Source organism: Parasphingorhabdus sp. (assembly GCF_059726685.1).
In genome coordinates this window covers 964,503-989,154 of sequence record NZ_AP041068.1, presented here as the reverse complement: position 1 = coordinate 989,154, position 24,652 = coordinate 964,503, and the positions used below count along the sequence as shown (strand labels likewise).

28 protein-coding genes and 1 tRNA gene are annotated in these 24,652 nt (G+C 54.7%); 12 read left to right on the top strand and 17 right to left on the bottom strand.

From position 1 onward, the window contains the following. Nucleotides 1–3 precede the first annotated feature (3 nt). From AC6I9Z_RS04940 to AC6I9Z_RS04915, 6 genes are all read left to right on the top strand, one after another. Complete coding sequence (locus tag AC6I9Z_RS04940) at nucleotides 4–1,134, top strand: flagellar basal body P-ring protein FlgI (RefSeq protein ID WP_461458361.1); 1,131 nt, start codon at nucleotides 4–6, stop codon at nucleotides 1,132–1,134. Beyond that, the gene (locus AC6I9Z_RS04935; RefSeq protein ID WP_461458363.1) at nucleotides 1,131–1,406 is read left to right on the top strand and encodes a rod-binding protein; all 276 of its coding nucleotides are present in this window, start codon (nucleotides 1,131–1,133) and stop codon (nucleotides 1,404–1,406) included. The genes AC6I9Z_RS04940 and AC6I9Z_RS04935 overlap by 4 nt, the downstream gene beginning before the upstream one ends. Next, entirely contained in the window at nucleotides 1,403–2,734 is a 1,332-nt protein-coding gene (gene flgK / locus AC6I9Z_RS04930; RefSeq protein ID WP_461458365.1) for a flagellar hook-associated protein FlgK, read from the top strand. Before AC6I9Z_RS04935 ends, flgK begins: the two co-directional genes overlap by 4 nt. A gap of 19 nt (nucleotides 2,735–2,753) precedes the next feature. Next, nucleotides 2,754–3,569, top strand: coding sequence for a flagellin (locus tag AC6I9Z_RS04925; RefSeq protein WP_461458367.1), 816 nt, complete (start codon nucleotides 2,754–2,756; stop codon nucleotides 3,567–3,569). 89 nt (nucleotides 3,570–3,658) lie between these two features. Then, complete coding sequence (gene motA, locus AC6I9Z_RS04920) at nucleotides 3,659–4,522, top strand: flagellar motor stator protein MotA (protein ID WP_461458368.1); 864 nt, start codon at nucleotides 3,659–3,661, stop codon at nucleotides 4,520–4,522. Between the two features lie 3 nt (nucleotides 4,523–4,525). Next, complete coding sequence (locus tag AC6I9Z_RS04915) at nucleotides 4,526–5,383, top strand: flagellar motor protein MotB (RefSeq protein ID WP_461458370.1); 858 nt, start codon at nucleotides 4,526–4,528, stop codon at nucleotides 5,381–5,383. Here the strand turns inward: AC6I9Z_RS04915 and AC6I9Z_RS04910 are convergent. The 3 genes from AC6I9Z_RS04910 to AC6I9Z_RS04900 all read right to left on the bottom strand — a co-directional run bounded on the left by AC6I9Z_RS04910 (nucleotide 5,370) and on the right by AC6I9Z_RS04900 (nucleotide 8,202). Then, the gene (locus AC6I9Z_RS04910; protein WP_461458372.1) at nucleotides 5,370–6,770 is read right to left on the bottom strand and encodes an ATP-binding protein; all 1,401 of its coding nucleotides are present in this window, start codon (nucleotides 6,768–6,770) and stop codon (nucleotides 5,370–5,372) included. The two genes, AC6I9Z_RS04915 and AC6I9Z_RS04910, sit on opposite strands and share 14 nt — an antisense overlap. Then, nucleotides 6,767–7,483 carry a response regulator gene (locus AC6I9Z_RS04905; protein WP_461458374.1) on the bottom strand — a complete coding sequence of 239 codons (717 nt, stop codon included), beginning with the start codon at nucleotides 7,481–7,483 and terminating at the stop codon, nucleotides 6,767–6,769. Before AC6I9Z_RS04905 ends, AC6I9Z_RS04910 begins: the two co-directional genes overlap by 4 nt. A gap of 101 nt (nucleotides 7,484–7,584) precedes the next feature. Beyond that, complete coding sequence (locus AC6I9Z_RS04900; protein WP_461458376.1) at nucleotides 7,585–8,202, bottom strand: EF-hand domain-containing protein; 618 nt, start codon at nucleotides 8,200–8,202, stop codon at nucleotides 7,585–7,587. Between the two features lie 284 nt (nucleotides 8,203–8,486). Here AC6I9Z_RS04900 and AC6I9Z_RS04895 point away from each other — a divergent pair, with 284 nt between their 5' ends. Both AC6I9Z_RS04895 and AC6I9Z_RS04890 read left to right on the top strand, forming a co-directional pair. Then, on the top strand, nucleotides 8,487–9,734 hold the full coding sequence (locus AC6I9Z_RS04895; RefSeq protein WP_461458378.1) for an alpha/beta fold hydrolase: 1,248 nt from the start codon (nucleotides 8,487–8,489) through the stop codon (nucleotides 9,732–9,734). Nucleotides 9,735–9,968: 234 nt separating this feature from the next. Further along, the gene (locus AC6I9Z_RS04890; protein WP_461458380.1) at nucleotides 9,969–10,574 is read left to right on the top strand and encodes a hypothetical protein; all 606 of its coding nucleotides are present in this window, start codon (nucleotides 9,969–9,971) and stop codon (nucleotides 10,572–10,574) included. A 41-nt stretch (nucleotides 10,575–10,615) separates the two neighbouring features. Here AC6I9Z_RS04890 and AC6I9Z_RS04885 read toward each other — a convergent pair whose 3' ends face one another. The 3 genes from AC6I9Z_RS04885 to AC6I9Z_RS04875 form a co-directional block, all read right to left on the bottom strand. Next, nucleotides 10,616–11,041, bottom strand: a complete 426-nt coding sequence (locus AC6I9Z_RS04885) for an organic hydroperoxide resistance protein (protein WP_461458382.1) — start codon at nucleotides 11,039–11,041, stop codon at nucleotides 10,616–10,618. Between the two features lie 124 nt (nucleotides 11,042–11,165). Beyond that, nucleotides 11,166–12,779: a class I adenylate-forming enzyme family protein gene (locus AC6I9Z_RS04880; protein ID WP_461458383.1), complete on the bottom strand. Its 1,614-nt coding sequence runs from the start codon at nucleotides 12,777–12,779 to the stop codon at nucleotides 11,166–11,168. A gap of 393 nt (nucleotides 12,780–13,172) precedes the next feature. Beyond that, nucleotides 13,173–14,063 carry a LysR family transcriptional regulator gene (locus AC6I9Z_RS04875; protein WP_461458385.1) on the bottom strand — a complete coding sequence of 297 codons (891 nt, stop codon included), beginning with the start codon at nucleotides 14,061–14,063 and terminating at the stop codon, nucleotides 13,173–13,175. A 196-nt stretch (nucleotides 14,064–14,259) separates the two neighbouring features. On the opposite strand from AC6I9Z_RS04875, the gene AC6I9Z_RS04870 reads away from it, so the two are divergent. The 3 genes from AC6I9Z_RS04870 (at nucleotide 14,260) to AC6I9Z_RS04860 (ending at nucleotide 16,368) form a co-directional block, all read left to right on the top strand. Next, on the top strand, nucleotides 14,260–15,066 hold the full coding sequence (locus AC6I9Z_RS04870) for an isochorismatase family protein (protein WP_461458387.1): 807 nt from the start codon (nucleotides 14,260–14,262) through the stop codon (nucleotides 15,064–15,066). 224 nt (nucleotides 15,067–15,290) lie between these two features. Continuing rightward, the gene (locus tag AC6I9Z_RS04865) at nucleotides 15,291–15,758 is read left to right on the top strand and encodes a Dps family protein (protein WP_461458389.1); all 468 of its coding nucleotides are present in this window, start codon (nucleotides 15,291–15,293) and stop codon (nucleotides 15,756–15,758) included. 181 nt (nucleotides 15,759–15,939) lie between these two features. Next, nucleotides 15,940–16,368: a hypothetical protein gene (locus AC6I9Z_RS04860; protein ID WP_461458391.1), complete on the top strand. Its 429-nt coding sequence runs from the start codon at nucleotides 15,940–15,942 to the stop codon at nucleotides 16,366–16,368. A gap of 238 nt (nucleotides 16,369–16,606) precedes the next feature. On the opposite strand, the gene AC6I9Z_RS04855 is transcribed toward AC6I9Z_RS04860, so the two are convergent. The 3 genes from AC6I9Z_RS04855 to AC6I9Z_RS04845 all read right to left on the bottom strand — a co-directional run bounded on the left by AC6I9Z_RS04855 (nucleotide 16,607) and on the right by AC6I9Z_RS04845 (nucleotide 18,734). Next, a tRNA-Gly gene (locus tag AC6I9Z_RS04855) sits at nucleotides 16,607–16,680 on the bottom strand. Between the two features lie 45 nt (nucleotides 16,681–16,725). Then, nucleotides 16,726–18,246, bottom strand: a complete 1,521-nt coding sequence (glpD, locus tag AC6I9Z_RS04850) for a glycerol-3-phosphate dehydrogenase (protein ID WP_461458393.1) — start codon at nucleotides 18,244–18,246, stop codon at nucleotides 16,726–16,728. A gap of 95 nt (nucleotides 18,247–18,341) precedes the next feature. Then, the gene (locus tag AC6I9Z_RS04845) at nucleotides 18,342–18,734 is read right to left on the bottom strand and encodes a GFA family protein (protein WP_461458395.1); all 393 of its coding nucleotides are present in this window, start codon (nucleotides 18,732–18,734) and stop codon (nucleotides 18,342–18,344) included. A 112-nt stretch (nucleotides 18,735–18,846) separates the two neighbouring features. On the opposite strand from AC6I9Z_RS04845, the gene AC6I9Z_RS04840 reads away from it, so the two are divergent. Then, entirely contained in the window at nucleotides 18,847–19,620 is a 774-nt protein-coding gene (locus AC6I9Z_RS04840) for a hypothetical protein (protein ID WP_461458397.1), read from the top strand. Between the two features lie 86 nt (nucleotides 19,621–19,706). Here the strand turns inward: AC6I9Z_RS04840 and rplA are convergent, their stop codons facing one another. The 8 genes from rplA to AC6I9Z_RS04800 all read right to left on the bottom strand — a co-directional run bounded on the left by rplA (nucleotide 19,707) and on the right by AC6I9Z_RS04800 (nucleotide 24,525). Continuing rightward, nucleotides 19,707–20,408: a 50S ribosomal protein L1 gene (rplA, locus tag AC6I9Z_RS04835; RefSeq protein ID WP_109354998.1), complete on the bottom strand. Its 702-nt coding sequence runs from the start codon at nucleotides 20,406–20,408 to the stop codon at nucleotides 19,707–19,709. A 3-nt stretch (nucleotides 20,409–20,411) separates the two neighbouring features. Beyond that, nucleotides 20,412–20,843, bottom strand: a complete 432-nt coding sequence (rplK, locus tag AC6I9Z_RS04830; RefSeq protein ID WP_108811608.1) for a 50S ribosomal protein L11 — start codon at nucleotides 20,841–20,843, stop codon at nucleotides 20,412–20,414. A 161-nt stretch (nucleotides 20,844–21,004) separates the two neighbouring features. After that, a complete protein-coding gene (gene nusG, locus AC6I9Z_RS04825; protein ID WP_109354997.1) occupies nucleotides 21,005–21,538 on the bottom strand; it encodes a transcription termination/antitermination protein NusG in 534 nt (177 codons plus the stop codon). 37 nt (nucleotides 21,539–21,575) lie between these two features. Next, complete coding sequence (gene secE, locus AC6I9Z_RS04820) at nucleotides 21,576–21,779, bottom strand: preprotein translocase subunit SecE (protein ID WP_109354996.1); 204 nt, start codon at nucleotides 21,777–21,779, stop codon at nucleotides 21,576–21,578. 146 nt (nucleotides 21,780–21,925) lie between these two features. Next, entirely contained in the window at nucleotides 21,926–22,501 is a 576-nt protein-coding gene (locus AC6I9Z_RS04815) for a DsbA family protein (RefSeq protein ID WP_461458400.1), read from the bottom strand. After that, nucleotides 22,495–23,187 (bottom strand): DsbA family protein, encoded by a 693-nt coding sequence (locus tag AC6I9Z_RS04810; protein WP_461458402.1) that lies wholly within the window; start codon nucleotides 23,185–23,187, stop codon nucleotides 22,495–22,497. Before AC6I9Z_RS04810 ends, AC6I9Z_RS04815 begins: the two co-directional genes overlap by 7 nt. Beyond that, nucleotides 23,184–23,639 (bottom strand): nuclear transport factor 2 family protein, encoded by a 456-nt coding sequence (locus AC6I9Z_RS04805; RefSeq protein ID WP_461458403.1) that lies wholly within the window; start codon nucleotides 23,637–23,639, stop codon nucleotides 23,184–23,186. Before AC6I9Z_RS04805 ends, AC6I9Z_RS04810 begins: the two co-directional genes overlap by 4 nt. Then, the gene (locus AC6I9Z_RS04800; protein ID WP_497811239.1) at nucleotides 23,629–24,525 is read right to left on the bottom strand and encodes a phytanoyl-CoA dioxygenase family protein; all 897 of its coding nucleotides are present in this window, start codon (nucleotides 24,523–24,525) and stop codon (nucleotides 23,629–23,631) included. Before AC6I9Z_RS04800 ends, AC6I9Z_RS04805 begins: the two co-directional genes overlap by 11 nt. Nucleotides 24,526–24,652 lie beyond the last annotated feature (127 nt).

The window sequence follows — 24,652 nt, the reverse complement described above, 5'->3', positions numbered from 1 at the left end:
ATGATGGCGATGAAACTCACCCTGTTTTCCTATTTCTCCAAACTGCTCACCGGCATCGCTTTGGGTGCTGCCCTGCTGTGGACGGCTCCGGCCAGCGCCACACGGATCAAGGATATTGGCAGCTTTCAGGGCCTGCGCACCAACCAGCTGACTGGCTATGGCCTGGTGGTTGGTTTGGCAGGAACGGGCGATGATAATCTGGAATATGCCACGCAGGGGGTGAAAGGCACGGTTTCCCGTTTTGGCCTGACACTGCCGCCGGGCGTCAATCCGTCGCTCAAAAACGCCGCCGCCGTGATCGTTACTGCAGAGCTGCCGCCCTTTGCCAAACCGGGCCAGAGACTGGACATCACCGTGTCCGCGCTGGGCAAGGCCAAATCCTTGCGCGGCGGAACATTGGTGATGATGCCCCTGCGCGGAGCCGATGGTCAGATTTACGCGATGGCACAGGGCAATCTGGCGGTTGGCGGTCTGGGCATCGAGGCCGCCGATGGCTCACGCACGCTGGTCAATATTCCCAGCGCTGGCCGCATACCCGGCGGCGCAACCGTAGAGCGCAGCGTCGGAACCGGCTTTGCCGACACACCGTATCTGACGTTCAATCTGGCAGAGCCGGATCTGACCACCGCCCTGCGCGTGGCCGATGCCATTAACGGCAAAGTGGGATCCGGAATGGCCGAGGCGATTGATGCCGTCTCCATCCAGATTCGCACCGATCGAGGCGCTGCCAGCCGTATCGTGCAAATGGGCCTGATCGAAAATATCGCGGTCACGCCCGCCAAGGCCGCAGCCCGGGTCATCGTCAACGCGCGCACCGGTACGGTGGTGATTAACGACATGGTCCGCATCACACCAGCAGCGGTCAGCCACGGCAAGCTCACCGTGAAAATTCAGGAAGACCCGCTGGTCGTGCAGCCGGCCCCGTTTAGCCGCGGCGAGACCGCAGTAGAACCCAGTAGCGCAATCAGCGTGGAAGAAAAAGATGCGCCGATGTTCGCCTTTGATCGCGGCGCATCGCTGGCCGAGATTGTCGAAACAATCAACGCGGTCGGTGCCACCCCGGGCGATCTCGTCGCGATATTGGAGGCACTGAAACAGGCCGGGGCGATGAAAGCGGAGTTATTGATTCAATGATACCGGCCCTTTCCCTCTCGCAAAATAGCGAGCCGCCCGCTGCGGCCGATAGCCAACAGCTTCAACAGGCCGCACAGGCTTTCGAGGCGATCTTCCTGCGCGACATGATCGGAGCAATGCGAAAGTCCAGTCCGGGTGACGACGTCATGGGCAATGGCGGCAGCACAGAATTTCGCGACATGATGGATGACCGTCTCGCCGACGAGATGGTTCAAAACAACGGCTTGGGCATCGCCGATCTTTTGGTTGCGCAATGGAAAGGCAAATTATGACGGATATTTTCTCCATCGGCCTGTCGGGCATAAGGGCCTACCAGCAAGCCCTGTCGACCGTTTCATCGAACATAGGTAATGCTGAAAACCCCAATTATGTGCGCCGGGACCTGCGGCTCAGCGAGCTCAGCACGACCAGCGCGATCAACCCCTATTTCATCCACCAGATCAATTTTGCCGGGGTGGATATTGACGGCGTGGCGCGGTCATCAGACCCGTTTCTGGAAGCCAATGTCCGGTTGACCGGCGCATCCCTCTATGGCGCAGAAACACGGGCGCGCTGGATGGAAAATACCGAAACCGCGCTGGCCGATACCGAACATGGCGTTGGCGCCAGATTGGCCAAACTGTTTGCCATGGGTGAGGAGCTGGCCGGCTCCCCGTTCAGCAACATCCTGCGCAACCAGTTTATCAACGACATCGATGCCGCCGTCTCGGCCATCAACCGCACCGCCAATGATCTCGCCAATGTTTCCGATCAATTGATCAGTTCGGCCGAACAGGAGGTCGCCGCCTTTAACGCCGCTCTGGACAATCTGGCGACAACCAATCTCGCCCTGCGTGTCGCCGCTGATGGCACCCCTAAACAGGCCGCACTCCTCGACCAGCGGGACACGGCGCTGGCGGTGTTAAGCGAGCGGATGGATGTGACGACCAGCTTTGGGGACAAGGGTATCGCCAATATTACTTATGACGGCCAGTCGCTGGTCGACATCGGTGAGGTCAACTCTCTTTCAGTCCTGGCCGGGGCGGATGACAGTATCGGGCTTGTCGCCAATGCTGTGAACCTGACCGCTCCGTCGCGCGGGTCGCTGGCCGCAATGATATCCAGCGCCGCGACGACCATAGAAAGGCGCACCGAACTCGATGACCTCGCCGTGCAGTTTGCTGCCGACCTGAATGGCTGGCAGGCAGCAGGTGAAACCGATGGCGGCGGGGCTGGGCCGCCGTTTCTTAGCGCAGCTGGTGGTGCCGCTGCGCTCACTATGTTGACCCAGGATCCGTCCGATCTCGCCCTTGCCGCACCGGGTGGCCCGGCCAATGGCAATATCGCGAATTTACCGACCCTTAGAGGTCCCGCCGGGGTTGAGCAGGTCTGGACCAATATCATCGGCGCACAGGCGATAACCACGGCCGCTGCACAAAGCGAAAATGCGGCGGCAGCGACACAGCATCAGGCCGCCCGCGACGCGCGCGACCGCCTCTCCTCGGTTGATCTCGACCGAGAAGCGGCCGACCTGCTGCGCTTTCAGGAAGCCTATAACGCGTCTGCCCGTGTCATTCAGGTTGCCCGCGAAACCATGCAGAGCATCCTCGCGATATTCTGAAAATCTGGAGCTATTTCCCATGCAATCCGTCAACCGCACCCGCCCATCCAGTGATATAGTCCTGCAGCAAGAGCTGGCGCAGAATATCGCGGAGCGCCAGCAGCAAATTGCGACGACGCGCCGCATCGACAGGGCATCGGATGACCCTGCATCCTGGTCGGAAATCTCCAGCATCGCCAAGGTGCAGGCCAATATGGATGCGTGGCTGCGCAATATTGATCGCGGCCTGTCCATCGCGGCACAGGCCGACGGCGCGATGAGTGAGATTAACAGCCAACTGGCCAGGGCCACCGAACTGCTGGTGCAGGCAAGTAACGAGACGATTTCGCCAGTGGACCGGGAAACCATTGCGGAAGAAGTCGAAGGCATTGGCCGGACAATTGCGGACATGCTGGATCAGGAGGATGGATTCGGACGGCCGTTATTTGTTGTTGGCCCGCCGCTGGAGATCCCGATTGACGACGACATGGTTGCGATTGCCGCACCGTCACGGGACGGCTTCAATGCGCTCGATCCGCTGATCGCCAATATCGCAAATACCATCCGTATCGGTAATGCCGATCAACGCAGCGCCCTGCTCGATCCCCTGCGCCTGCAAAGCGATATTGCGGCGAACATCCTGGGTAACCACGGCATAGAAAATGACCGACTGTTGCAGGGCGCAGCGCGGCTGGAAGATCGCAGGATTGATGTCAGCGAATATCGCGCGTCTCTGGAGGAAACCGACATCACACTGGCTATCTCCGAGGTCCAGAAACTGCTGATCAGCCTGGAGGCAGCACAGGCGGCCTATGCGCGGATCGAGCAATCGTCGCTATTTGACCAAATCCGCTAAAAATCGATTTTCTCCATCCGTTTTACGAACAGAAGCGGGCGGCTGCAAGGGCGCAGAATTCCGGCCATAATCTATGACAGGAAGCATTTATGTTCGCAGCCATCGGTATCGTCATTCTCATGGTCATGGTGTTTGGCGTTTTCACTCTTTCGGGCGGTGACATGGGCGCGGTTCTGCGCGCGCTGCCGATTGAAATGGGCATTATCGGCGGGGCGGCCATTGGCGGGCTGGTCATCGGCCATAATATCGCGGGTCTGAAAGCCCTGGCTGGTGGCGTGGCAAAAGTCTTTAAAGGCCCGCGCTATGGCAAGGCAGATTTCCTCGACTGCATCTTTCTGGTTTCCAAATTGATGAAGATAATGCGGGCCGACGGGCCGCTGGCACTGGAGCCGCATATCGAGGATCCGCATGCATCGCTGATCTTCGCCGAATATCCCAATCTGCTGCCCGACGATAAGCTGATGGCGCTGATCTGTGATACGCTGCGGCTGGTGGTGGTTTCGTCGGGCACGCTTGATCCCTATGCGGTCGAGGAAGTCATGGATAACAGCTTGAAGACGCGTCATGACGAGGCGATTGCCCCCGCCAATGATCTGCAGAATCTGGCTGACGCTCTGCCCGCACTTGGCATCGTCGCGGCGGTCCTCGGTGTTGTCAAAACCATGGGCGCCATCGACCAACCGCCAGAGATACTGGGCGCGATGATCGGCTCTGCGCTGGTCGGCACCTTTTTAGGCGTGCTGCTCGCATACGGTCTTGTCGGCCCCATGGCCACGCGCGCCCGGCAAGTCATCGAGGCGGATGGCGCGATCTATCATATCGTCAAACAGATTGTCGTTGCCTCGCTCTATGGCCACCCGCAGCCGCTGGTTATCGAAGCCGCGCGGTCCGGCCTGATACAGGTCAACCAGCCGGCCTTTGCCGATGTGTTTGATGGCATGCGCGGATCCTGAGATATGGCGCGCGGCAAAAATGAAACGGAACCAAGGTCGATAATCGTCAAAAAGATTGTCGCCGGCCCGGCCGCCCATCACGGCGGTGCCTGGAAAGTCGCCTATGCCGATTTTGTCACCGCGATGATGGCATTTTTCCTGTTGCTATGGCTGCTCAGTTCCACCGATGAACAGGAACGCAAGGCGCTGGCCGAATATTTCACGCCAACGCTGGTTGAAATGCGAGAGAATAATGCAGGGGCAGACAGCTTCTTCGGCGGCGATTCCATCCTTTCCGAGGACGACTACCGCAGCCGCGCCGCCCAGGTCGGGGAACGATCGCTCGCCATTCCGAAAGACAGCACCGCTGCCAACGCAGTGCACAACCAGAAAGACCGTGAGGAATTTGCCGCGGTCAGGCAGCGGATCACGGAGCGGCTTGAACGTAGCGAAGAGTTGAAAAGGTTCGACAACAACATTCGCTTTACCGAAACACGGGAAGGCCTGCGGATCGAGCTGATCGACGAGGCCGACTTTTCGATGTTTGCACTCGCCACCGACACACTGCGAGCGCCTGCGCGCAAATTGCTGGCCGAGGTCGCGGCCGCAATCAAACCGGCACCCAACCCGCTCATGGTGCGGGGGCATACCGATGCCCTGCCCTTTTCATCCGGGCGCACAATGAACAACTGGATGCTGTCCACCGCGCGGGCCGAGGCGACACGCCAAACCTTGCAACAAAATGGCATAGGCCCTGATGCGTTTTTCAAAATTGAGGGCGTCGCGGACCGCGAACCTTATACACCGCATGATATATATGATCCCCGCAACCGCAGGATATCGATCACCCTTGGGTGGCAGAAGGTCGCTAATCCAGACTGAGGATGAGTGATGCCCGAAGGCCGCCTTCGGCCCGGTTTTGCAAGAGTACATCACCGCCATGATCACGCATGATTGCGCGGGCGAGTGTCAGGCCAAGACCCGAACCGCCGGTCGCCCGGTTACGGGAAATCTCGGCACGGGCAAAGGGTTCGAACATGGCCTCAATCTGATCTTCCGCGATGCCCGGGCCATTATCATCCACATGAATCACCAGCCTGTCCCCGTCTTTGTCCACAGAGACGGCGGCTTCTTTGCCATATTTCACGGCATTGCTGATCAGGTTCCTTAGTGCCCGGCGGATCAGGGTCGCCCGGATATTGGCGATTGTCCGGCCACTGCGCGTGAAGGAAACCGCCGCGCCCATGTCGGTAAACTCATCCGCAACTGTCTCGATCAGCGCACTGATATCGGTTGGCTCTGCCGCTTCTTTTGACCGCCCGAGCCGTGCCAGTGACAATATGTCATCCAGCGTCCGGTCCATATCATCAATCCCGGCAATCATCCGGTCGCGTTCGTCTTCGTCCTCCACGCTTTCTACCCGTACGCGCAGCGCCGCCAGGGGGGTGCGCAAATCATGGCCGATCGCGCCCAGCATGACATTTTTCTCATTGAGCATCGCGCCGACACGGTCATTCATTCCATTAAACGCGGCGATAAGTTGCTTGGTATCGGGCGGTCCGCTTTCCGCTATCGGATCGCTTGCCCCCGGCCGGAAATTTTCCGCGCCTTTGGTCAGCGCTTTCAGCGGTCGTGATATATATCGTCCCAACCAGATCAGCGGGATCAGCAATATCAGATATATTACTGCGGTCTGAAAGATCAGTGTCCGGGCAAGGCGAGGGTTACGATCCCGAATAACAGCCGCAATATTGAGCCATCTTCCTTCGCCAATCTGTGCAGACATGATTATAAAACCATCAATCTTGTGGGGCATTTTGCGATAGGCGATCGCGCGCAATCTTTGACGTTCGCGGCCCAATCCGATCACGCTGTTTCTCATATTGGCAGGGAGTTTATCAACGCGCGCGGCCTGAACAGACAATGAAGTAATTCCCAGATTGTCGAACGCACGGGCGGCACGTTCTTCGACACTTGGCAATCGGGTTTGCCCGTCTTCAATCGCGCTTTGCGAGGTAGTGCTGGGACGGTTTCGCCGGATGCGCAGGCTGCCATCGCGGCGATATCGCCGCTCGCGAAAGCCGCGTTCATTAATTCTTTCCGCTTCCCAGGCGATCCGCGCCACGGCTGAAGCAGACGCCTCCACCATTTTCTGGTTTTGCGCACCCTGATATAATAAAGCGACGTTAATCCCCTGCGCGATCAGCAAGGTGAACGCCACAAGCGCCAAAAGCTGGCCGATCAAGCTGTTGGGCAGAAATCGCTTCATAATGTCCGAACGTCCCCGGCCAGAACATAGCCGCCGCCCCAGACGGTTTTGACAATTTCCGGGTTTTTAGGATCCGCCTCTATTTTGCGGCGCAATCGGCTTATCTGATTGTCAACGGCCCGGTCAAAAGCATGTGCTTCGCGGCCCTGCGTAATATCGAGCAGCTGATCACGGTTGAGCACTTGGCCTGCGCGCGAAAGCAAGGCGAGAAGCATCTGATATTCACCGCTGGACAGCGGCACCGCAACGCCTTCGCTGTCGACCAGGCTGCGCTGATCGGTTTTGAGCGTCCAACCGGAAAACTGGTAAATCGCCCCGCTGCCGGACTTCACCCCATTGCCCCCGTTGGTTCGCCGCAACACAACTTTGATCCGCGCTACCAACTCTCTCGGACTAAAGGGTTTCGTCACATAATCGTCGGCGCCGAGTTCCAGGCCGATAATCCGTTCCAGTTCTTCGCCTTTCGCACTAATGAAAATAACCGGTGTTCCCGTCGTTTCGCGAACATGGCGGCAGAAGCTGAGACCATCTTCTCCCGGCATCATGATATCAAGCAAGACAATGTCAAAGTTAAATGCGTTCATTACCGAACGCGCTTGACTGGCATCACCGGCCTGCTGAACACGAAAACCCTGTTTTACCAGATATTCGGCCAACGGTTCACGCAACGTGGCCTCATCATCGACCAATAGGATATGCGTTTGTCCCGACATCTGGCTCACCTAACACAGGTTTATAAAAAAGGAACGGATCACCGGCGCTGTTACGGGAGGGTATGCCGGTGACCCGTTCACATAAAAGAGTGGTTCAGGGATTAACCGCCTCTTTTATTCCTTGCGCCGCGGCGCGCTTCACTGGCCGCTTGCCGTTCTTCAGCGGTCACTATGCCGTCACCATTGGCATCTGCTTTGTCAAAGCGTGCCATCGCTGCTGCCTGAAACTCGGCTTTACTGATCATCTGATCGCCATTGGTGTCGGCGCGCTTCATCATGCCGCCGCGCTTGCCTTTGCCGCCACGTTTGCCCCAGCCTTTGCCGCCACGCTTGCCGCGCATATTCTGCATTTCTTCCTGGCTCAATTTACCGTCGCCATCTACATCGGCGCGGGCAAACCGTTCGGCCTTCCGGTTGGCGCGATGCGCTTCCATCTCTGCCTGGGAAACACCGCCGTCGCCATTTGTGTCCATTTCAGCAAAGCGCTGGGCCTTGCGAGCATCACGATCAGCCCGGGAAATCTGGCCGTCCTGATTGACGTCCATTTTTGTCCAGCGTTCTTCCAGAGAAGCCGTCATCTCCGCGCGGGTAATCTGGTTGTCATTATTGGCATCGGCCCGCATCATGCCTTTTCCGCCGCCGCCACCGGGAGCCGCAATGGCGACACCGCCCATGATCAAAAGGGCCGCCGCGCTCGAAATCAAAATTGTCTTTTTCATGTTATTCATCCTTATCTACTCATTCAGGGAGGCGGTCCTTGATGGTCGCCATGAACATGTTTCTAAGGGTGATATGTCCCGTAAATTTGTCAGAACAGGACAAAATTGTCGCAAATTGTATCAGGACAGGCAAACCGTTCATTTTGCTGAAAGTTTGCGGAAGAACCGGAATGGGGATTGGGGTGGTATCGCGGCATCCGCAATATCCCGAAAGCGGACATTAGCTTGCCCAAACTGGATTGGCTGACTAGCTTCCATTGTTTGGAATAAGGAAGCGCGACTATATGAAATCTTCGTCAATCAACATCGCCTTAGCTTCGGCCATTTTGCTTGGTGCATGTGCGTCAACTCCCGCTCCGAGTGATACTTCAAGCAAGCCGACATTCTCATCCCACATGACTTTGGGCGACAGCTTCTTATCAGATTTCTATGAATATGATCGTGAGCTAAAGACTCCAGGTGTTTTGATAAAAAAAGAACCACTAAATCAGAGCCAGTCTAACCCCGGAGCGGCAAAAAATGTCCGATTGCTCTATTCATCGACTGACGGATTGAATGGCAACCGCCTGCTACCGGTCTCCGGTGTATTGTTTTTGCCAGAGGGCACGGCACCGGCCAGTGGTTGGCCGCTTATGGCTTGGACTCACGGGACCGTTGGGATCGCAGATATTTGTGCGCCATCATGGAACGGACGTCAGGATCAAGACCGAACGCATCTCCAGTTCTGGCTTAAAAATGGATATGCAGTTGTTGCATCCGATTATCAGGGTTTAGGAACACCGGGAACGCATCCTTATCTCGCCACGCGTCCGGAAGCTTATAGCAATCTAGATATTATCAGGGCGGTACAATCAGGTGATTTTCCAGTATCAAAAAAGGTCGTGCTCTTTGGCCAATCGCAAGGCGCTGGCGCAGCTGTAGCTACAGCTGCCCATGCCTCTGAATATGCGCCGGATGTGAATATTGTGGGAGTCGTCGCAACAGGGGTGCCTTATTTCTCGCCCAAAGCTTTGGTTGCCCTTCAAGAGTCCCGTCCACCGGACAGGGTCGATCCGATGCTCGGATATAATATGCTCGCCCTTTCCTTGGTTCAGCGGATCAATCCGGAGTTCAAGCTGACTGACTATGTTTCAGAGGATGTCTTGCCGATTGCCAGGTCCGTGCAGAACACTTGCCACAAGGATGTCAAAGCACGCGTCATCGAAGAAAAGCTGACTTATAATCGGGTGTTCAAAAGGCCTCCGACCGAACCTCTGGTTGCCGCCTTTTCCAAGATGGGTTACCCAACCCTGAAACTGCCGGTTCCTACGTTTATAGGTACAGGCGGACAGGACAGGGATACCCCGCCACGGATGCAGGCCGCATTGGTCAAAGGGGCGTGCAAGGCAGGTTCTAACATCGTGTCGAAATTATATCCCGATCTGGATCATCGCGGTGTTGTTCCCGGATCAACCAATGACTCATTACCGTTTGTGCAATCGGTTTTTGCCGGAGAAGAACCCAAAAGCAATTGCGGCAACTTGCCGTTTTAGCTTGAACCGGATGAATCCTAATGTCCGCTTTTGCGCCCAAAGCGGACGTTCGTACAAAGCAAAAATTTCATTGCCTCCACGGGGCTTTGGATTGGCTTACTGATCTTATCCATGGCCAGAATCGTCATATTCGCATATTATTCTTCATAAGGTCGGCCCCATCTTTTTCTACTGTGTAACCAATTGACGGATTGGATCGAATACAGCTGATACTCGGGAGACCAAGGAGGAATCATGCCACAGACGATGCGTCCTATCGCAATATTTATATCAGCCCTGCTGATACTCACTGTTATTTCACAGCTGGTTTATACCGCGACCCTTAGCGGCGTGGGGATTGTCGAAGGCTGGCCGTTGCGATCGACGATCTGGACCGTCGAAATTCTGCTGTTTACCGCCATTGCGATTGCTTCTGTTGTCGGCCTGATCCGTTCCCCAAGCCTGCAGTTGGGCTGGTCGGCGCTGGTGGTTGCCGGATTAATGAACATGATCCAGTCGGGCATTGGGCTGTCCATGTTTTTGCCGGCAAGCCAGGCGGGGGAAGAATTTGCACCCCTCATGGGTACCGTCCTCGCGGGATCATTTCTGTTCTATTATCTGGCCAAGGTTGTTCTAGGACTGGCTGCGATATTTTTCGGTCTGGCGCTGTTTAGGGGAGTGGACACCATTGGCCGCGCGCTCGGTCTGGTCAGTTTGATTACCGGACTGGTCGCGATTGTGCTGAATATTGCTGCCGTGCGTATGGGACTGGGCGCCGTGCCACTGGCCGGAGCAAGCGGAGCCATTGCAACATTTTTTGCCGGCTGCGCAGTCTGGTATTCCGCTCGTCAGGCGGAATGATACACAGATCAGCTATACCCGGCGATTATCCGGGCACCGCGTCAAACGACAGTGAGACCGACATCGACATTGCCGCGCGTAGCGTTTGAGTAGGGGCAAACCTCATGCGCCGCGTGAACCAAACGTTCGGCATCGGCGTGATCCACACCCGGCAGTGCGATCTGCAGATCGGCTGTGATCCCGTAACCGCCTTCCTCACGCGGGCCAAAGCCGATTGTTGCTGTTACCGTGGCATCGTCCGGGACTTGAACAGATTCCTTTCCTGAGACGGCTTTCATTGCACCAAGAAAGCATGCCGAATAACCGGCGGCGAAAAGCTTTTCCGGATTCGCGCCAACACCGCCAGGTCCGCCCATTTCTTTCGGCACGACCAACTTCACATCGACGGACCCGTCATCAGACTTTGCCGATCCATCTCGTCCGCCAGTAGCCGTGGCGTTGGTTTTGTAGATTACATTAACAGCCATCTGAATTTCCTTTGAGGTTAGAATGAGGGCTGACATCTTAGTTAGCTCGCAATGCGAGTCCACCCGGGTGTCTTGCGTAGTTACGGCCAGCCGACCGTTTTGTCATCCGAAGCGAACGGCCACATTAGCTGAGCAGATCAAACTCTCCCGCCTCAAACGCCTCGGCCAGTTTGAATTTCTGAATCTTGCCCGAGCCGGTGAGCGGCCATTCCGATACACTGATCCAATAGGCTGGCGTCTTTTGGGGTGACAGGCGATCACGGATGAAGGCTTTCAGATCGTCCGCGTGCAATGTCTGGCCGGAACCGCTGCGGAAGAAACAGGCAACCTGTTCACCCCATTTGTCATCTGGAATGCCGACAACAGCGACTTCGTCAATCCCGTCATGCTCCAGCATCGCATTTTCAATTTCCGCCGGGAACAGATTCTCGCCGCCGCGAATGATCATCTCCTTCACCCGGCCGGTAATTCTGACATAGCCGCGCGCATCCATGCGCCCGAGATCGCCGGTATGCAGCCAGCCTTCGCTATCGATCGCAGCAGCCGTGGCCTCGGGATTGTCATTATAGCCCAGCATCACGCTATAGGCGCGCGCACAAATCTCGCCCTGCTCTCCGACCGGCAGGACAGTGTTGGTTTGTGGATCACGGATGGAAATTTCCGTATGCGCCGCAGGCTGGCCGATGGTCTGGGTCAGGTCCTCGTCCGAATCCTCATACCAGGCCTGCGTCAGCACGGGTGAGGTTTCCGTCTGGCCGTAGACAATCTGGATCGGCGCACCGAACACATCCTTGGCATCGCGGCACAGTTGCGGGGCGACCATCGCGCCGCCAGACATGATCCGCCGCGTCGAGGAAACATCCTGACCGGATCGGCGCACTTCATCGATCAGAGCGACCAGCATGGTTGGCACACCGAGAATGAACTTGGCGCGTTCGCTTTCGATAACATTCGCAATCATCACCGGGTCAAACATCGGGGCAAGCAACATAGTACCGCACCGGCCAAAGCCGCCCAGCACCAGTATAGCGCAGCCGGTTGTATGGAAAAGCGGCATGGTATGAATGAAGATATCGCCTTGTTCCATCCCGCCCCGGGCCATCGTATCAACCCCATTGCGGACGAGGCCGTTATGATGAAGCACTGCGCCTTTCGGGAAACCGGTCGTGCCGGATGTATATTGCAGCTGAACCGCATCCTGCGGTTTCGGATTACGCAGCGTGCCGCTATCTTCCCCCGCATAGAGAGCATCATGATCGGTCAGCAATATGCGGTGCTTGATCGCCGGAATTTCATCGCAGACCGCGTCGGCAATCTCCTGCATCGGGTTCCCGCGAAAGTCTGCGACATAGTAGATTGCCTCGGAACGCGACTGTTCGAGCACATATTTCAGCTCACGCTTCTGATAGGCCGGATTGACCGTCACCAGCGTCACGCCAGCGAGGCCGCAGGCCAGCTCCAGAAGCACCCATTCGGGCACATTATTGGCATAAACCGCGACCCTTGCACCCTCCGCATGGCGACTGGCAAGCGCCCGGCCCAATCGCTCCGCATCGCTCAAAAGTTCAGCATAGGTCCAGCAGCGGTCAATCGCGCCCTCATAAGTCAGCTCTTTCAGCGCCGGCTGATCGGGCGCCTGCGCCGCCGACTGGCGGAGCATATCGCCAACGGTCATCGGAGACGGCTCCGGCCCACCCTGCGCTGGAAAATAAGATTCGGTTAGCGCAACGTCATACATGGGGCAGCCTCCTATTTTTTGTTTCAGGCTAACTGCTGATGACAGGCATGTCTAGCGCAGGCAGACATGGGTACTTTTTGTTAGGTTTTGCGGATTTGTAAACTGGAGCGGATGAAAGGCATTGGTTATTATAGTCCTTTGGAGAAGACATTCGTTTAGTGAGATATCTGACATATCTGTTATACCCGCTATGGGCGCAAAAACGGACATCATGGATAGAGTAAATGACATGCGCTACCAGCACAATTCCAGACGTCCAATGGTCCACCAAATCTCATCCAGAGCGATGCCAACTTAAACCAACGAAGGCACATCTGCATGAATGAAGGCATATCGCCCGTGTCCAAAGAGATCCATGATGCCAATGCTATCGATAACGCAGATACGTCGTAGCTAATTATCAACCTTGATCATGGTTTTTAGCATATATTCCTGCAGACGGTCGAGAAAGACCCGAGACTTGGTAGGTAAGTATTCCCGATTTGGGTAGGCCGCGTAGATCGCACGGTCGCACTTCGGCCAGTATTGGCTGAGCAAAGGCACGAGCTTCCCATCCAGCACATCTTGGCACACCAAATAGTGAGCCAGCCGCGCCACGCCCAAACCCTCCAATGCAGCTTTGCGCATGGCAAGACCAATGCCGGAGTACACGCTTTCAACTCTTACGGTGATGGGCTTGCCACTCTCAATGAAGTCCCACTCATCATCGGTCTGGCGAGAGGCGTGAATGGTCAGGCACTTATGATCAGTCAAATCGTGCGGCACGGCCGGCATTCCATTGCGCTCTATATATTCCGGTGATGCGCAAACGATCCACGGGTCATCGAAAACCTTGCTGGAGATCACGGTCGTCTCGGTCGGCTGCTTGAACAATAGGGCAAGGTCCACACGCTCACCGATGATGTCGATCCCGCCATCGGCCTGCAGGAATGTTGCGGTAATTTCGTCGAATTCCTTGGCGAACGAACTCAAGAATGGAATAAGCACATTGGCCGTGAAAGTGGCGGAAGATGCAATGCGCATTTGGCCCCTTGGGCGTCCGCTGAGATCGCGAACGACATCTTCCGCGTCACGAAGCGATTCGATGATTTTCTCACCCCGTTCATAAAGCACTTCTCCGGCCTCGCTCAGCGAAACTGCCCGGGTTGTGCGGTGAAACAACCGCGCTCCAAGGCGATCTTCAAACCGGCCGATTTTTCTGCTTACTCCTGACGCAGTAAGTCCCGTCTTTTCAGCTGCCCCTTTGAAGCTGCCCGCCCGAGCCACTTCTACAAAAACGCTCATATCACTAAGAGTATCCACCCGGCCCCCAATCCATGACTAATGTCATTTCTGAAATGACAAATTCAACCTGTTAGCAGCGCAGCAAAAAACGTAGTTGCTGCACCGCAATCAACATACAAACGATTGCTCTAATCTTTGTCAACTTTATAATAAAAAACTAATTATTGGTGTAAATAAATAATATTTGGGAGTAAATATGAAAAAACTATCTAAATTCATGACAGTAAGCTTGCTAATGACTGGCTCTTTATTTGCACCTATTGGTGTAAATGCTGTCGCGCAGGAGGCCTCTTCAGCTGTTACTGCACATAAGGCGCCAGTCAATGACGGACTTCCATTGCCAGGGTTTGAAATTGAGCCAGGCAAGACCGCACTGGTCATCACCGATCCCCAGGTCGACTTTCTGTCCGAAGATGGCGTCACATGGGGTGTCGTTGGGAAAAACGTGACGGAAAACGGGGTCGTTGAAAATCTCGAAACGCTCATGAAAACGGCAAGCGACACTGGTATGCCGATGTTTATTTCTCCTCACTATTATTTTCCGCACGACCACAAATGGAAGCATGAAGGCGCACTTGAGGTGCTGATGCATTCTCTCGGGATGTTCGATCGCGCAGGGCAATTGGACCTGACAGGCTTCGATGGTTCAGGTTCTGACTGGTTGGAGCGCTACAAGCCTTACATCAACAACGGCAAGACTGTTGTCACCAGCCCGCACAAGATCTACGGCCCGGAAACCAACGATCTGGTTCTGCAGCTTCGTAAGGCCGGTATCTCCAAAATCGTGCTTGCTGGGATGTCAGCCAATCTGTGCACGGAATCGCACATGCGCGAGTTGGTTGAGCAGGGTTTTGAAGTCATGGTGGTCACAAATGCAACCGCCGGTGCGATAACACCGCATTATAACGGATATGAAGCTGCTCTTACGAATTTCCGGATGATAGCGAGCGACGTCAAGAACACCGAGGCCACTGTCGCAGCGATGCGGGCGGCCTACCCATAAGGATATCCCCGAATGGCCCCATTGGCGTTCGGGATTGATATCAATCGTTCCTGGTCCTGCTAATTCGGCTTTCAAGAATGAGAAAGCCGCCACAAAAAAGGCGGCTTTCTCTATCTCGCTATTATCAATTCTTCAGCCCAAATGATTTTTTGCCGTAATCCGTCGTTGCCACTCTGGTGCTTCCAACGACTTTCTTCACTCAAAACAGAGAATGAAATACTCAAATGGACATAGACATTGGAATTTCCACACGAGACCGCGCCCTTTCAGCAGATGCGCTCCAGAAGCTGCTCGCCGATACATATGCCCTGTACCTAAAGACACATGGTTATCATTGGAATGTTGAAGGGCCGCACTTTCAACAACTGCATGCCTTGTTCATGGAGCAATATGTCGAAATGTGGAATGCCGTCGATGAACTCGCTGAACGCATTCGGGCACTTGGTAAATATGCACCTTCATCTTATTCAGAAATGGCTCTGCTTTCTTCGGTCAAAGAGGAAGCAGGTCAACCAGATTGGCAAGCGATGGTGACCAATTTGGCTGAAGGACATCAGGAGGTAGCCAAATCTGCAAGGCAAGTGCTCCGCGTTGCAGAGGAAATCGGCGATGATGCGACAGCAGATGTCGTTACGCCAAGAATTACACTGCACGAAAAATCGGCATGGATGCTCCGCGCCACGACCAAGTAAGACTGGGCACAGCAAATACCTAGCTTGGATGGTGCGAGCGGAGACTGGAATTGCGCACGGATACCCGCTGGCCGAGGCTCTAGATCCCGCAACAAAAGACGGACCGACAAGAGACAAACGACGGTGTTTCGAACCCGATTGCATGTCACTTGCGCACACAAAAAATATTGGGAATGTAACGATGAACATTATGATGACAACTTCAACTGAGACGCTAACCCATTCATCTGAATTCATCCGCAAGCAGCGGGACCATCTGCAAAGAACCAAGCCGGCAAGGAAATGGTTCGCCGTCGAGTTTGTAAGCGGTTACAATCAGGCGTCAGTCGCGCATTATAGCCCGCCCAATTGGAACAGCCTGATGACCGAAGCACATGCCGGTAGCCAGTCGGCCTATCGGAGGTTGCTGGTCGAGTTCGAAATATGGCTTGACGGCTATCTCTCAGCAGAATCTTCCAATCAGATGCGCGCAGACCTTATCAGTGAAATTCTTTATACAGTTCACAAAAAAAGAAGCTCTTGCGACTCATCTCGTCCGGTCTTGCTTTGGCTGCTTGCGATCGCGGAACATCGCATCGAACGCCCAATATCTTCGCTTCGAACAAATTGACTTCCCCAGTTTGCACGCGGGAATGCGTCCCGGTTGCGTGCAAAGTCGCCCGATATAAACCCCTTGACCCTCCCTTATATCGGGCGGCATTTGCGCTCATCCAGTGTCCGCTTTCGGGATAAAGCGGATATCGGTGGACTGATTCACGGGGCTTTTTTGCGAGATTATAATGCACTTCTGTCATCTCGCTAACCTCAACAGCCACAAGATTAAATAAAATGATTTATTTTCAATAACTTGGAGCGGGTGAAGGGAATCGAACCCTCGTCGTAAGCTTGGAAGGCTTCTGCTCTACCATTGAGCTACACCCGCCTGTTTCCAAGCGCGCCTATTGCCATCGTGATGACGGCGCGTCAATCAGGAAACGGTGCTGGCCGTTTTTGTTTTCAAGGCCCGTGCGGCAAACCATTCGGTTACCGATACTTTCTCGGCTTCGTTCATATGCAAACCAAGTTTGGACCGGCGCCACAGCACGTCTTCAGCAGTAGTTGCAAATTCATGGGCCATCAGCCAGCGGAGCTCAATCTCATAGAGACCGGCGCCGAAATGGCGTCCGAGGGCAGCTTCATCTTCGGCATCGCCCAGCAGGATCGCGACATCGGTGCCATAAGCCCGCACCAGACGGACCATCACATCTTTGTCAAGAAACGCCCAGCGCTGACTAAATTCCGCGACCAAGGCGTCAAAACCATCTGCGGGAAAATCACCGCCCGGCAGCGGTGCGGTTTTGGTCCAGTCATCGGTTTCGACATGCAAGGCCGCCTTCAGCGTCTTCATCGCCTGCCGCGCAAGGACCCGATATGTCGTTATCTTGCCGCCAAAGACTGACAGCACAGGCGCGCCGCCGTCGTCATTATAGTCAAACACATAATCGCGGGTCACGGTCGAGGCGGACTGGCTGTGGTCATCAAACAACGGCCGCACCCCGGAATAAGTCCATTGTACATCGTCGCGGGTCACTGGTTCGGCAAAATATTCGCTTGCCGCAGAGCAGAGATAGTCGATTTCATTGTCGCTGATCTTCGCCGGACCTTCGTCATAGCTCCATGGCTGGTCGGTCGTCCCGATCAGGGTGTGGTCGCCTTCATAGGGAATGGCGAAGATGATCCGGCCATCCTTATTCTGGAAGATATAGCTGTGATCGCCTTCAAATTTGCGCGCAATGACGATGTGGCTGCCTTTGACGAGGCGCAGTTTTGCAGCGTTGCTGCTCTGGTCATAAAGCGCCGTTACCGGATCAACCCAGGGCCCGGCGGCATTGATCAACACTTTGGCCTGCTCTGTCGCTTCGCCATCTTGCCCGTTGAGCTGCAAGCTCCAATGATCCGCGCTGCGTTCTATTCCAACACATTCCGTCTGGATGCGGATATCAGCCCCGCGCTCCTTGGCATCGCGAGCCGTCAGCGAAACCAGCCTCGCATCTTCGACCCAGCAATCGGAATAGGCGAAACCTTTCTTCAAGCGTTTCTGCAGCGGTTTCCCGCGAAAATCCTTGAGCAAGTTAAGGCTCTTGGTTCCTGGCAATAGCGACCGGGTTCCGAGATGGTCATACAGAAAAAGGCCAAGGCGCAGGAACCACGCCGGGCGCATGCCTTCATCCACTGGCAAGACAAAACGCATGGGCCATATGATATGCGGCGCATTGCGCAGCAGCACTTCGCGCTCCTGCAACGCTTTGCGCACCAGGCTGAATTCATAATGTTCCAGATAGCGCAAGCCGCCATGGACCAGCTTGGTGCTCGTCGACGATGTGTGCGCCGCCAGATCGTCGCGCTCAACCAGCAGGACTTTCAATCCCCGGCCCACTGCATCGCGCGCAATGCCAACACCGTTTATGCCGCCACCAATTATCGCCAAATCATACATAGCCAGCCTCATAGAGCTTCTGGCCAGATGTTCAATGTTGCAGTGCAATATAATTCATTTGTTATGGTTAGTGCTGGAAGAATTTACAAACGCCCCGCTTTGTCGCCTCAATGATCTTCCTGCGGCAAACCGTCGGCAATGTCATAGTAATCGCCTTTGTCCGCTACAAAAATATGACCCGAAAGCTTCGTCTGTGTCGGTCCGTCAAACGTGCCCATAGAAACGGCGATTGTTTCACGCCCCACCGGGTCCCAGAAAAGGAAGGAACCACAGGTTTCACAGAAACCCCGCCGAACTTTTTCGGAAGATTGATACCAACGAAGATTCTCCTCGCCTTTGACAGTCAACCTGTCGCGCGGCACGTCAGTGGAGGCCCAATAGTGACCGGATTGCTTGCGGCATTGCGAGCAGTGACAAACGTTCGGTCCGGGCAGGTCTCCTTCGACGGCAATCGTTACAGCGCCGCATAGGCAGGAACCTCGATATATCGTGTCTTGCATGTTCACTCCATTAATTTTGACGCGTGTGTAACCGGACACCGGTTCGCCGCGAAAAGCTTCCTGTCCCCCAACTCTAATGGTGCGCGTGATTGCACCGAGAAAGATAGTTTACATGAATTATAACAAAAATCTTCGCCATTCTGTCGCTCTTGCCGGCTTGGCAAGCGGTCTGCTTTTTTCGGGGCAGGCCCTCGCCCAGTCTGAAGACGACAGAAAAGAAGGATTTTATCTGTCTGCATCCGCAGCCGCAGAATTTTTGAACGACAGTGACTTTGTCGGCACCCAAAACCCCGATGCCGGCGTTCCCGGAGTCGCGGGCGCACCCGCCAATGTGAATGTGGAATATGACACAGGCTTCGCCTTGAGAGGCGCGATCGGTTATCAGTTTAAAAACGGCCTGATCCCGTTTCTGAAACCCCGCGTCGAAGTGGAAGCGAGCTATGCAGAAGCCGATGTGGACGGCGGCGCGTTTAACGGCGGCAATCAGACATTTGGTGGCAGCATCAACCGTTTCACGGCAACGGCGGCGCTCTATAATGACATCGTCTGGTCGCCCAATCAGAAGGTCATTCCCTATTTCGGCAGCGGTATTGGCATCGGCGTGGTTGATGCGGACATTAACTATTTCCCCAACAATGGCGTCGCGACCGCGCCGACTTTTGAAGTGGACGGAAACCCGACTGGCCTGGTGACCTTCAGCGCCATTGGCGCAACCGTGAAAGCCAGCAAACGCTTCGATATCTTTGCGGAAGGCCGCTATACCAAAGTCTATCGCCGCGACTTTACGCGCAGCTTTGTGGCTGGCGGCGGTGAGGGCTTCAACGCCAATTTACGGGATGACACAGAATCTTTCGGTGTCGGTCTTGGTGTTCGCGCCAAATTCTAAAAATACTGCCTTCTAAATAGAGAGCAGAAATAAAAAGGGCCGGGAGCGATCCCGGCCTTTTTTTAATCATCAAGAGAAACGCTAAATTACGCGCCTTCAATCTCGCTGAGATCGATTTTCAGGCCGGGGCCCATGGTCGAGCTCAGACCGATTTTCTTGACATATTTGCCTTTCGCGCCGGTTGGCTTGGCTTTGACAACCGCATTCACCAGAGCATCGAAATTCTTACGCAGATCTGCTTCCTTGAAGCTCGTCTTACCGATGCCATTGTGGATGATACCCGCTTTTTCAACGCGATATTCAATCTGGCCGCCCTTGGCGTCCTTGACCGCTTGCGCGACATTCGGGGTCACAGTGCCAAGTTTCGGGTTCGGCATCAGGCCTTTAGGACCCAGAACCTTACCGAGACGGCCAACAACGCCCATCATGTCAGGGGTTGCAATGACACGGTCGAAGTTGAGATCGCCGCCCTGCATCGCTTCCATCAAGTCTTCTGCGCCGACAACATCTGCGCCTGCCTCTTTCGCTTCATCTGCTTTGGCGTCCTTGGCGAACACAGCAACCCGGCTGTCTTTACCGGTACCGGCAGGAAGAGAAATCACGCCGCGGACCATCTGGTCAGCATGACGCGGATCAACACCAAGGTTGATCGCAATGTCGAGCGTTTCGTCAAATTTTGATTTCGATGCCAAAGCCTTGATGGCCTTGATCGCTTCATCAATGCCATAGAGCTTTTCGCGATCAACAGCTTCGTTTGCAGCTTTTGCACGTTTGGTGAGTTTGGCCATATCTTATCCCTCCACCACTTCGATGCCCATCGAACGGGCGCTACCGGCAATGATCTTCATGGCTTGGTCAATGTCATTGGCATTGAGATCGGCCATTTTCGCTTCTGCAATTTCTTTCAGCTGCGACGTTTTGATCGTACCAGCCACTTCCTTGCCAGGCTCCTGAGAACCTTTTTTCAGCTTGGTCAATTTCTTGATCATGTAGCTGGCAGGTGGTGTCTTGGTTTCAAAGGTGAAGCTGCGATCCGCATAGACCGTAATCTTGGTCGGGATCGGAGCGCCTTTTTCCATCTTGTCCGTAGCCGCGTTAAACGCCTTACAGAATTCCATGATGTTAACGCCGCGCTGACCCAGTGCTGGGCCGATTGGCGGGGATGGATTTGCAATACCGGCAGGTACTTGCAAATTGATGTAGCCATCAATTTTTTTAGCCATTTGGCTGTCCTTTCATTCTATCTCCGCCGAAGCTCCGTCAGGAGCGAAGGAGGATCAAATTAAGCGGTCAAACAGCAGGTCCGAAGACCAGCCTCCCGCATTGGTGATCCAGTGGCTCAAAGCCGCTGGGGTTTATCCGGTGGCGCAAACCACCAAATCTCTTATTTCGCGACTTCTACCTGTTCAAAATCAAGTTCGACAGGGGTCGCGCGGCCAAAGATCGATACCGATACCTTGACGCGGTTTTTCTCGAAATCCAGTTCTTCGACAATACCGTTGAAGCTGGCGAAGGGACCGTCCAGAACTTTGATCTGGTCGCCAATTTCGTAGTTGACGGTGATCCGCTGTTTCGGCGCGTTGGCGGCTTCCTCTTTGGTGTTGAGGATGCGCGCGGCTTCCGCTTCGCTAATCGCCTGCGGCTTAGTCGTGCCCAGGAAGCCGGTGACTTTTGGCTGATCCTTGACCAGGTGATAAACATCATCGGTCATCTGTAATTTCGCGAGCACATAGCCGGGGAAGAATTTCCGCTCCGACTGGACTTTCTTGCCGCGGCGCACTTCGGTTACCGTTTCAGTCGGAACTTCGATTTCCTCAACCAGCTGGGTCAGACCCAAACGCTTGGCATCCGCCTCAATGGCTTCCTTGACCTTATGCTCAAAGCCCGAATAAGCGTGAATGATATACCAGCGTGCCATCTATAAATAACCTGTTCTAAATTGCGTTTCGGACCGCTTAGCCGCCCTTGGCGAGCCCAAGCAACCAGCCAACAACACCGTTAAAAACCGAATCAATGGCGAGGAAAAACAGCGCCAAAATCGTGGTCATGATCAACACCATGATCGCGGTGCGGACCGTGTCGGGCCATGTCGGCCAGACCACCTTGCTGTTTTCGGCGCGGACTTGCCGCATAAATTCGCCGGGATTGACTTTCGCCATGGTTCGATTCCTAAATTTCTATTTCCCCAAACCCGGCATAAACTCCGGGTGTCAGTCTATCGACTGGGTTCGGATATATGCATGATTTCGGAAAGCACCAGCCCTTTAGCTCGTGATTCCCGATTCCGCAAGGAAAGAGTGGGAAATTACACCCTCTGCCCGGCCGGGATAAGCGACCGTATCCAGGGCAGATGTTCACGGCCCAGAAAAAGCTGGTCGGCAATCAGATAGGAGGGCGCTTCAAAAATTCCTGATTCTTCCGCACTGGAACGAATGGAGTCCAGTTTCACGGACGCCAATTCCCAATCCGCATGGTCCATACCGACGGATTGCAGCAGCGTTTCAACCACTGTTTCATCAGCCAAATCCGCCTGCTCGGTCCAATAGGCTGCAAAGGCAGCACGAATGAAGGGCACCGGATCACCTTCCATAACCGCCAATGCCGCCAACGCAGCTTCAGAGCCGCTCGGCCTATCGGCAAAATGCATATCCCGCCCTTGCACCGCCGCATAGTGCACATGAACATCCCGCTGAGCCGCCGCGCGAACGCGCCGATGACGCTCACCGACCGTTTCCTCATCCTGCTCCGCCGGAACAACAAAAGGGCGCACCGAGAATGGGCGCCAATCAATGGTGATGCCGGTTTCGCGTGCCAGTTCCAATGTCGGCTCAAGCGCCAGATAGGATGCGGCCGATTTGAAATCGATATAGACCGTCAACATGGCTGCACCTCAAGGTCATCAATCTCATAGGCGATGTCGGGCGCAGGCCCTTCCCGTCCCTGCAAGTGCCAGCGTACATAAGGCAGGTGTTCACGGCCGAACAGGATGGTGCCGTCAATCACATAAGTCGGCACACCATAAATACCGCTGGGGTGTAGCTGTGGTTGAAGTTGGTCATGTTGAATGCGGCCTTTGCCTTTCGCAAATTCTGAGAATCCGGTGGAATCGATTCCAGCCTTTTCCAGACAAGCTTCGACCACCGCCATATCTTCAATATCCAGTTCTCGCCGCCAAAAGGGTGGATAGACGGCTTCGAAATAATCGCCGAGCCGATCCCGTGACGTCTGCATGACCCACAAAATCCCGATATTGGGAATGGATGAATCCCAGATCTTCTCGGTGCCCTTCAGCATAAATCCCTGCCGCTCGACATAGCGGCGTGCATCGCGATAGGCATATTTGACCCAGCTCCACTGGCTGGCGCTGCGTGTGCTTTTGATGACTTTGCCCTTTTTCTTGCGCGCGGAACCAAGATAGCTTGGAATATCGAGCGTCAACGGGCGCCAGTCGAAACGCATGCCCAGAGATTCTTCCAGCGCGAGAGTTGGCCGGATGGCAGCAAAGGCATAAGGGCTCTTGATGTCGACATAGACAATGAGCGGTGCGTCACTTTCGAGCGCGTTCAAACCTGCGCCTCCTGCTCGGCGGGTGCAGCATGGTCGCGGATGGAATTCCATATTTGCACTTCATGTTTCAGGAACCGCCATTCGGATTTGCCGCTGGTGCTCGCGCGCTTTTCCAGAGTGCTTCGATAAAGACCGCGCAACTGAATGGGCTTGCCTTTGCGGCCAGCATGGCCATCGGCATCATAATAAGCTTCCGCTTCGGCACGGTCGCCATTCACTTTGATGAGCGGTGTGTAGAGACAATGACGCAAACCCTCGACCGGCTCGCGCATCTTGGCGATCCATTTGGCAAATCCGATACGTGCTTCCTCCACCCCTTCATGGATATTTCCACCAAAATTGAGATAGCAATCATCCCAAAAATGAGCGGCTATATCTTCGGCTGATCCGCGATCAACGGCAAAGCAATAAGCGGCATAGAGATTCTGAATCAGTTCATGGTCACTTGGCATGTCGGCCGGACTGTAACAGCTTCGCCGGGTGCATGCCATCAACATAACCCATGAAGGGCAGATGGATATTATAGCCGAGCAGTTCCTGCACGCGCTTGGGCATTCTGGCCACTTTCTCGGGCGACACAGCCAGCGTCTGCTGTTCCAGCGGACGGCACCAGCCTTTGCAAAATTGCGGCGTGACGATCAGGCGGGGCGCATCCGAATCGTTGCCACCACCACGATGCCACAGCGTGCCCTTGGCAATCATCAACGACCCGGCCGGCATGATTGCTTTGATAGCTTGCCCATGATTGCCCGTGCTTTTGCCATCTTTATCAATTCGCCCGGTCACAAAATCATTGGCGCTGTTGGCGCCATCTGGTTGTTCCTCGCCCCATTTGTGGCTGCCCGGAATAATTTCGGTGGCGCCATTATCCTCAGTCGTGTCCGTGATCGACCAGAATGTCGACATGGATAAAGGTTCGCGCGGACGGGCCAAGCCGCAATGGCTGTCGTCGAAATGCCAGGGTTGCGGGGTTTCGCCCGGATGCAGATTGATCGCCAGGCTGGCATAGAGCAACACACTCGCCCCCAGTTCTCGTTCGGCAAAAGCCAGTTGCAAGGGATGGGAAATCAGGTCGGCAAAAACAAGGTCCTTGTCGAGCATCGCATAGATACGGTTGGATTGTGATCCTTCAAAATTATTACGGCCACGAATATCGGCGTCAATCCATGGTTTGAGCGCAAGGCGCTGTGTTTCCAGTTCTTCAGGCGTCAGCACGTTTTCAAAGATGACATAGCCTTCTTCCTGAAACTGTTCCCACGCGTCCTCGAAGTTGCGCCCATTCAGATAGGGTGTCAGGTCGGCATTGTTCGTTTCAATCGTGCTCGCGACATTCATCATGGCCTCCTCAGCGAATCAATTTCACTTTAGCAGATAATAAAATATTGAATTGAATTCAATTCAAATATGATTTAAGCCAAATGCTGTTGATTGAACAAGCAGGTCGATGAAGGATCGCGAGCAGATG

Excerpts from the sequence above, each read along its gene's own strand:
- AC6I9Z_RS04940 (WP_461458361.1), top strand. The coding sequence starts at position 4 with ATGGCGATGAAACTCACCCTGTTTTCCTATTTCTCCAAACTGCTCACC.
- AC6I9Z_RS04935 (WP_461458363.1), top strand. The coding sequence starts at position 1,131 with ATGATACCGGCCCTTTCCCTCTCGCAAAATAGCGAGCCGCCCGCTGCG.
- flgK (WP_461458365.1), top strand. The coding sequence starts at position 1,403 with ATGACGGATATTTTCTCCATCGGCCTGTCGGGCATAAGGGCCTACCAG.
- AC6I9Z_RS04925 (WP_461458367.1), top strand. The coding sequence starts at position 2,754 with ATGCAATCCGTCAACCGCACCCGCCCATCCAGTGATATAGTCCTGCAG.
- motA (WP_461458368.1), top strand. The coding sequence starts at position 3,659 with ATGTTCGCAGCCATCGGTATCGTCATTCTCATGGTCATGGTGTTTGGC.
- AC6I9Z_RS04915 (WP_461458370.1), top strand. The coding sequence starts at position 4,526 with ATGGCGCGCGGCAAAAATGAAACGGAACCAAGGTCGATAATCGTCAAA.
- AC6I9Z_RS04910 (WP_461458372.1), bottom strand. The coding sequence starts at position 6,770 with ATGAAGCGATTTCTGCCCAACAGCTTGATCGGCCAGCTTTTGGCGCTT.
- AC6I9Z_RS04905 (WP_461458374.1), bottom strand. The coding sequence starts at position 7,483 with ATGTCGGGACAAACGCATATCCTATTGGTCGATGATGAGGCCACGTTG.
- AC6I9Z_RS04900 (WP_461458376.1), bottom strand. The coding sequence starts at position 8,202 with ATGAAAAAGACAATTTTGATTTCGAGCGCGGCGGCCCTTTTGATCATG.
- AC6I9Z_RS04895 (WP_461458378.1), top strand. The coding sequence starts at position 8,487 with ATGAAATCTTCGTCAATCAACATCGCCTTAGCTTCGGCCATTTTGCTT.
- AC6I9Z_RS04890 (WP_461458380.1), top strand. The coding sequence starts at position 9,969 with ATGCCACAGACGATGCGTCCTATCGCAATATTTATATCAGCCCTGCTG.
- AC6I9Z_RS04885 (WP_461458382.1), bottom strand. The coding sequence starts at position 11,041 with ATGGCTGTTAATGTAATCTACAAAACCAACGCCACGGCTACTGGCGGA.
- AC6I9Z_RS04880 (WP_461458383.1), bottom strand. The coding sequence starts at position 12,779 with ATGTATGACGTTGCGCTAACCGAATCTTATTTTCCAGCGCAGGGTGGG.
- AC6I9Z_RS04875 (WP_461458385.1), bottom strand. The coding sequence starts at position 14,063 with ATGAGCGTTTTTGTAGAAGTGGCTCGGGCGGGCAGCTTCAAAGGGGCA.
- AC6I9Z_RS04870 (WP_461458387.1), top strand. The coding sequence starts at position 14,260 with ATGAAAAAACTATCTAAATTCATGACAGTAAGCTTGCTAATGACTGGC.
- AC6I9Z_RS04865 (WP_461458389.1), top strand. The coding sequence starts at position 15,291 with ATGGACATAGACATTGGAATTTCCACACGAGACCGCGCCCTTTCAGCA.
- AC6I9Z_RS04860 (WP_461458391.1), top strand. The coding sequence starts at position 15,940 with ATGAACATTATGATGACAACTTCAACTGAGACGCTAACCCATTCATCT.
- glpD (WP_461458393.1), bottom strand. The coding sequence starts at position 18,246 with ATGAGGCTGGCTATGTATGATTTGGCGATAATTGGTGGCGGCATAAAC.
- AC6I9Z_RS04845 (WP_461458395.1), bottom strand. The coding sequence starts at position 18,734 with ATGCAAGACACGATATATCGAGGTTCCTGCCTATGCGGCGCTGTAACG.
- AC6I9Z_RS04840 (WP_461458397.1), top strand. The coding sequence starts at position 18,847 with ATGAATTATAACAAAAATCTTCGCCATTCTGTCGCTCTTGCCGGCTTG.
- rplA (WP_109354998.1), bottom strand. The coding sequence starts at position 20,408 with ATGGCCAAACTCACCAAACGTGCAAAAGCTGCAAACGAAGCTGTTGAT.
- rplK (WP_108811608.1), bottom strand. The coding sequence starts at position 20,843 with ATGGCTAAAAAAATTGATGGCTACATCAATTTGCAAGTACCTGCCGGT.
- nusG (WP_109354997.1), bottom strand. The coding sequence starts at position 21,538 with ATGGCACGCTGGTATATCATTCACGCTTATTCGGGCTTTGAGCATAAG.
- secE (WP_109354996.1), bottom strand. The coding sequence starts at position 21,779 with ATGGCGAAAGTCAATCCCGGCGAATTTATGCGGCAAGTCCGCGCCGAA.
- AC6I9Z_RS04815 (WP_461458400.1), bottom strand. The coding sequence starts at position 22,501 with ATGTTGACGGTCTATATCGATTTCAAATCGGCCGCATCCTATCTGGCG.
- AC6I9Z_RS04805 (WP_461458403.1), bottom strand. The coding sequence starts at position 23,639 with ATGCCAAGTGACCATGAACTGATTCAGAATCTCTATGCCGCTTATTGC.
- AC6I9Z_RS04800 (WP_497811239.1), bottom strand. The coding sequence starts at position 24,525 with ATGATGAATGTCGCGAGCACGATTGAAACGAACAATGCCGACCTGACA.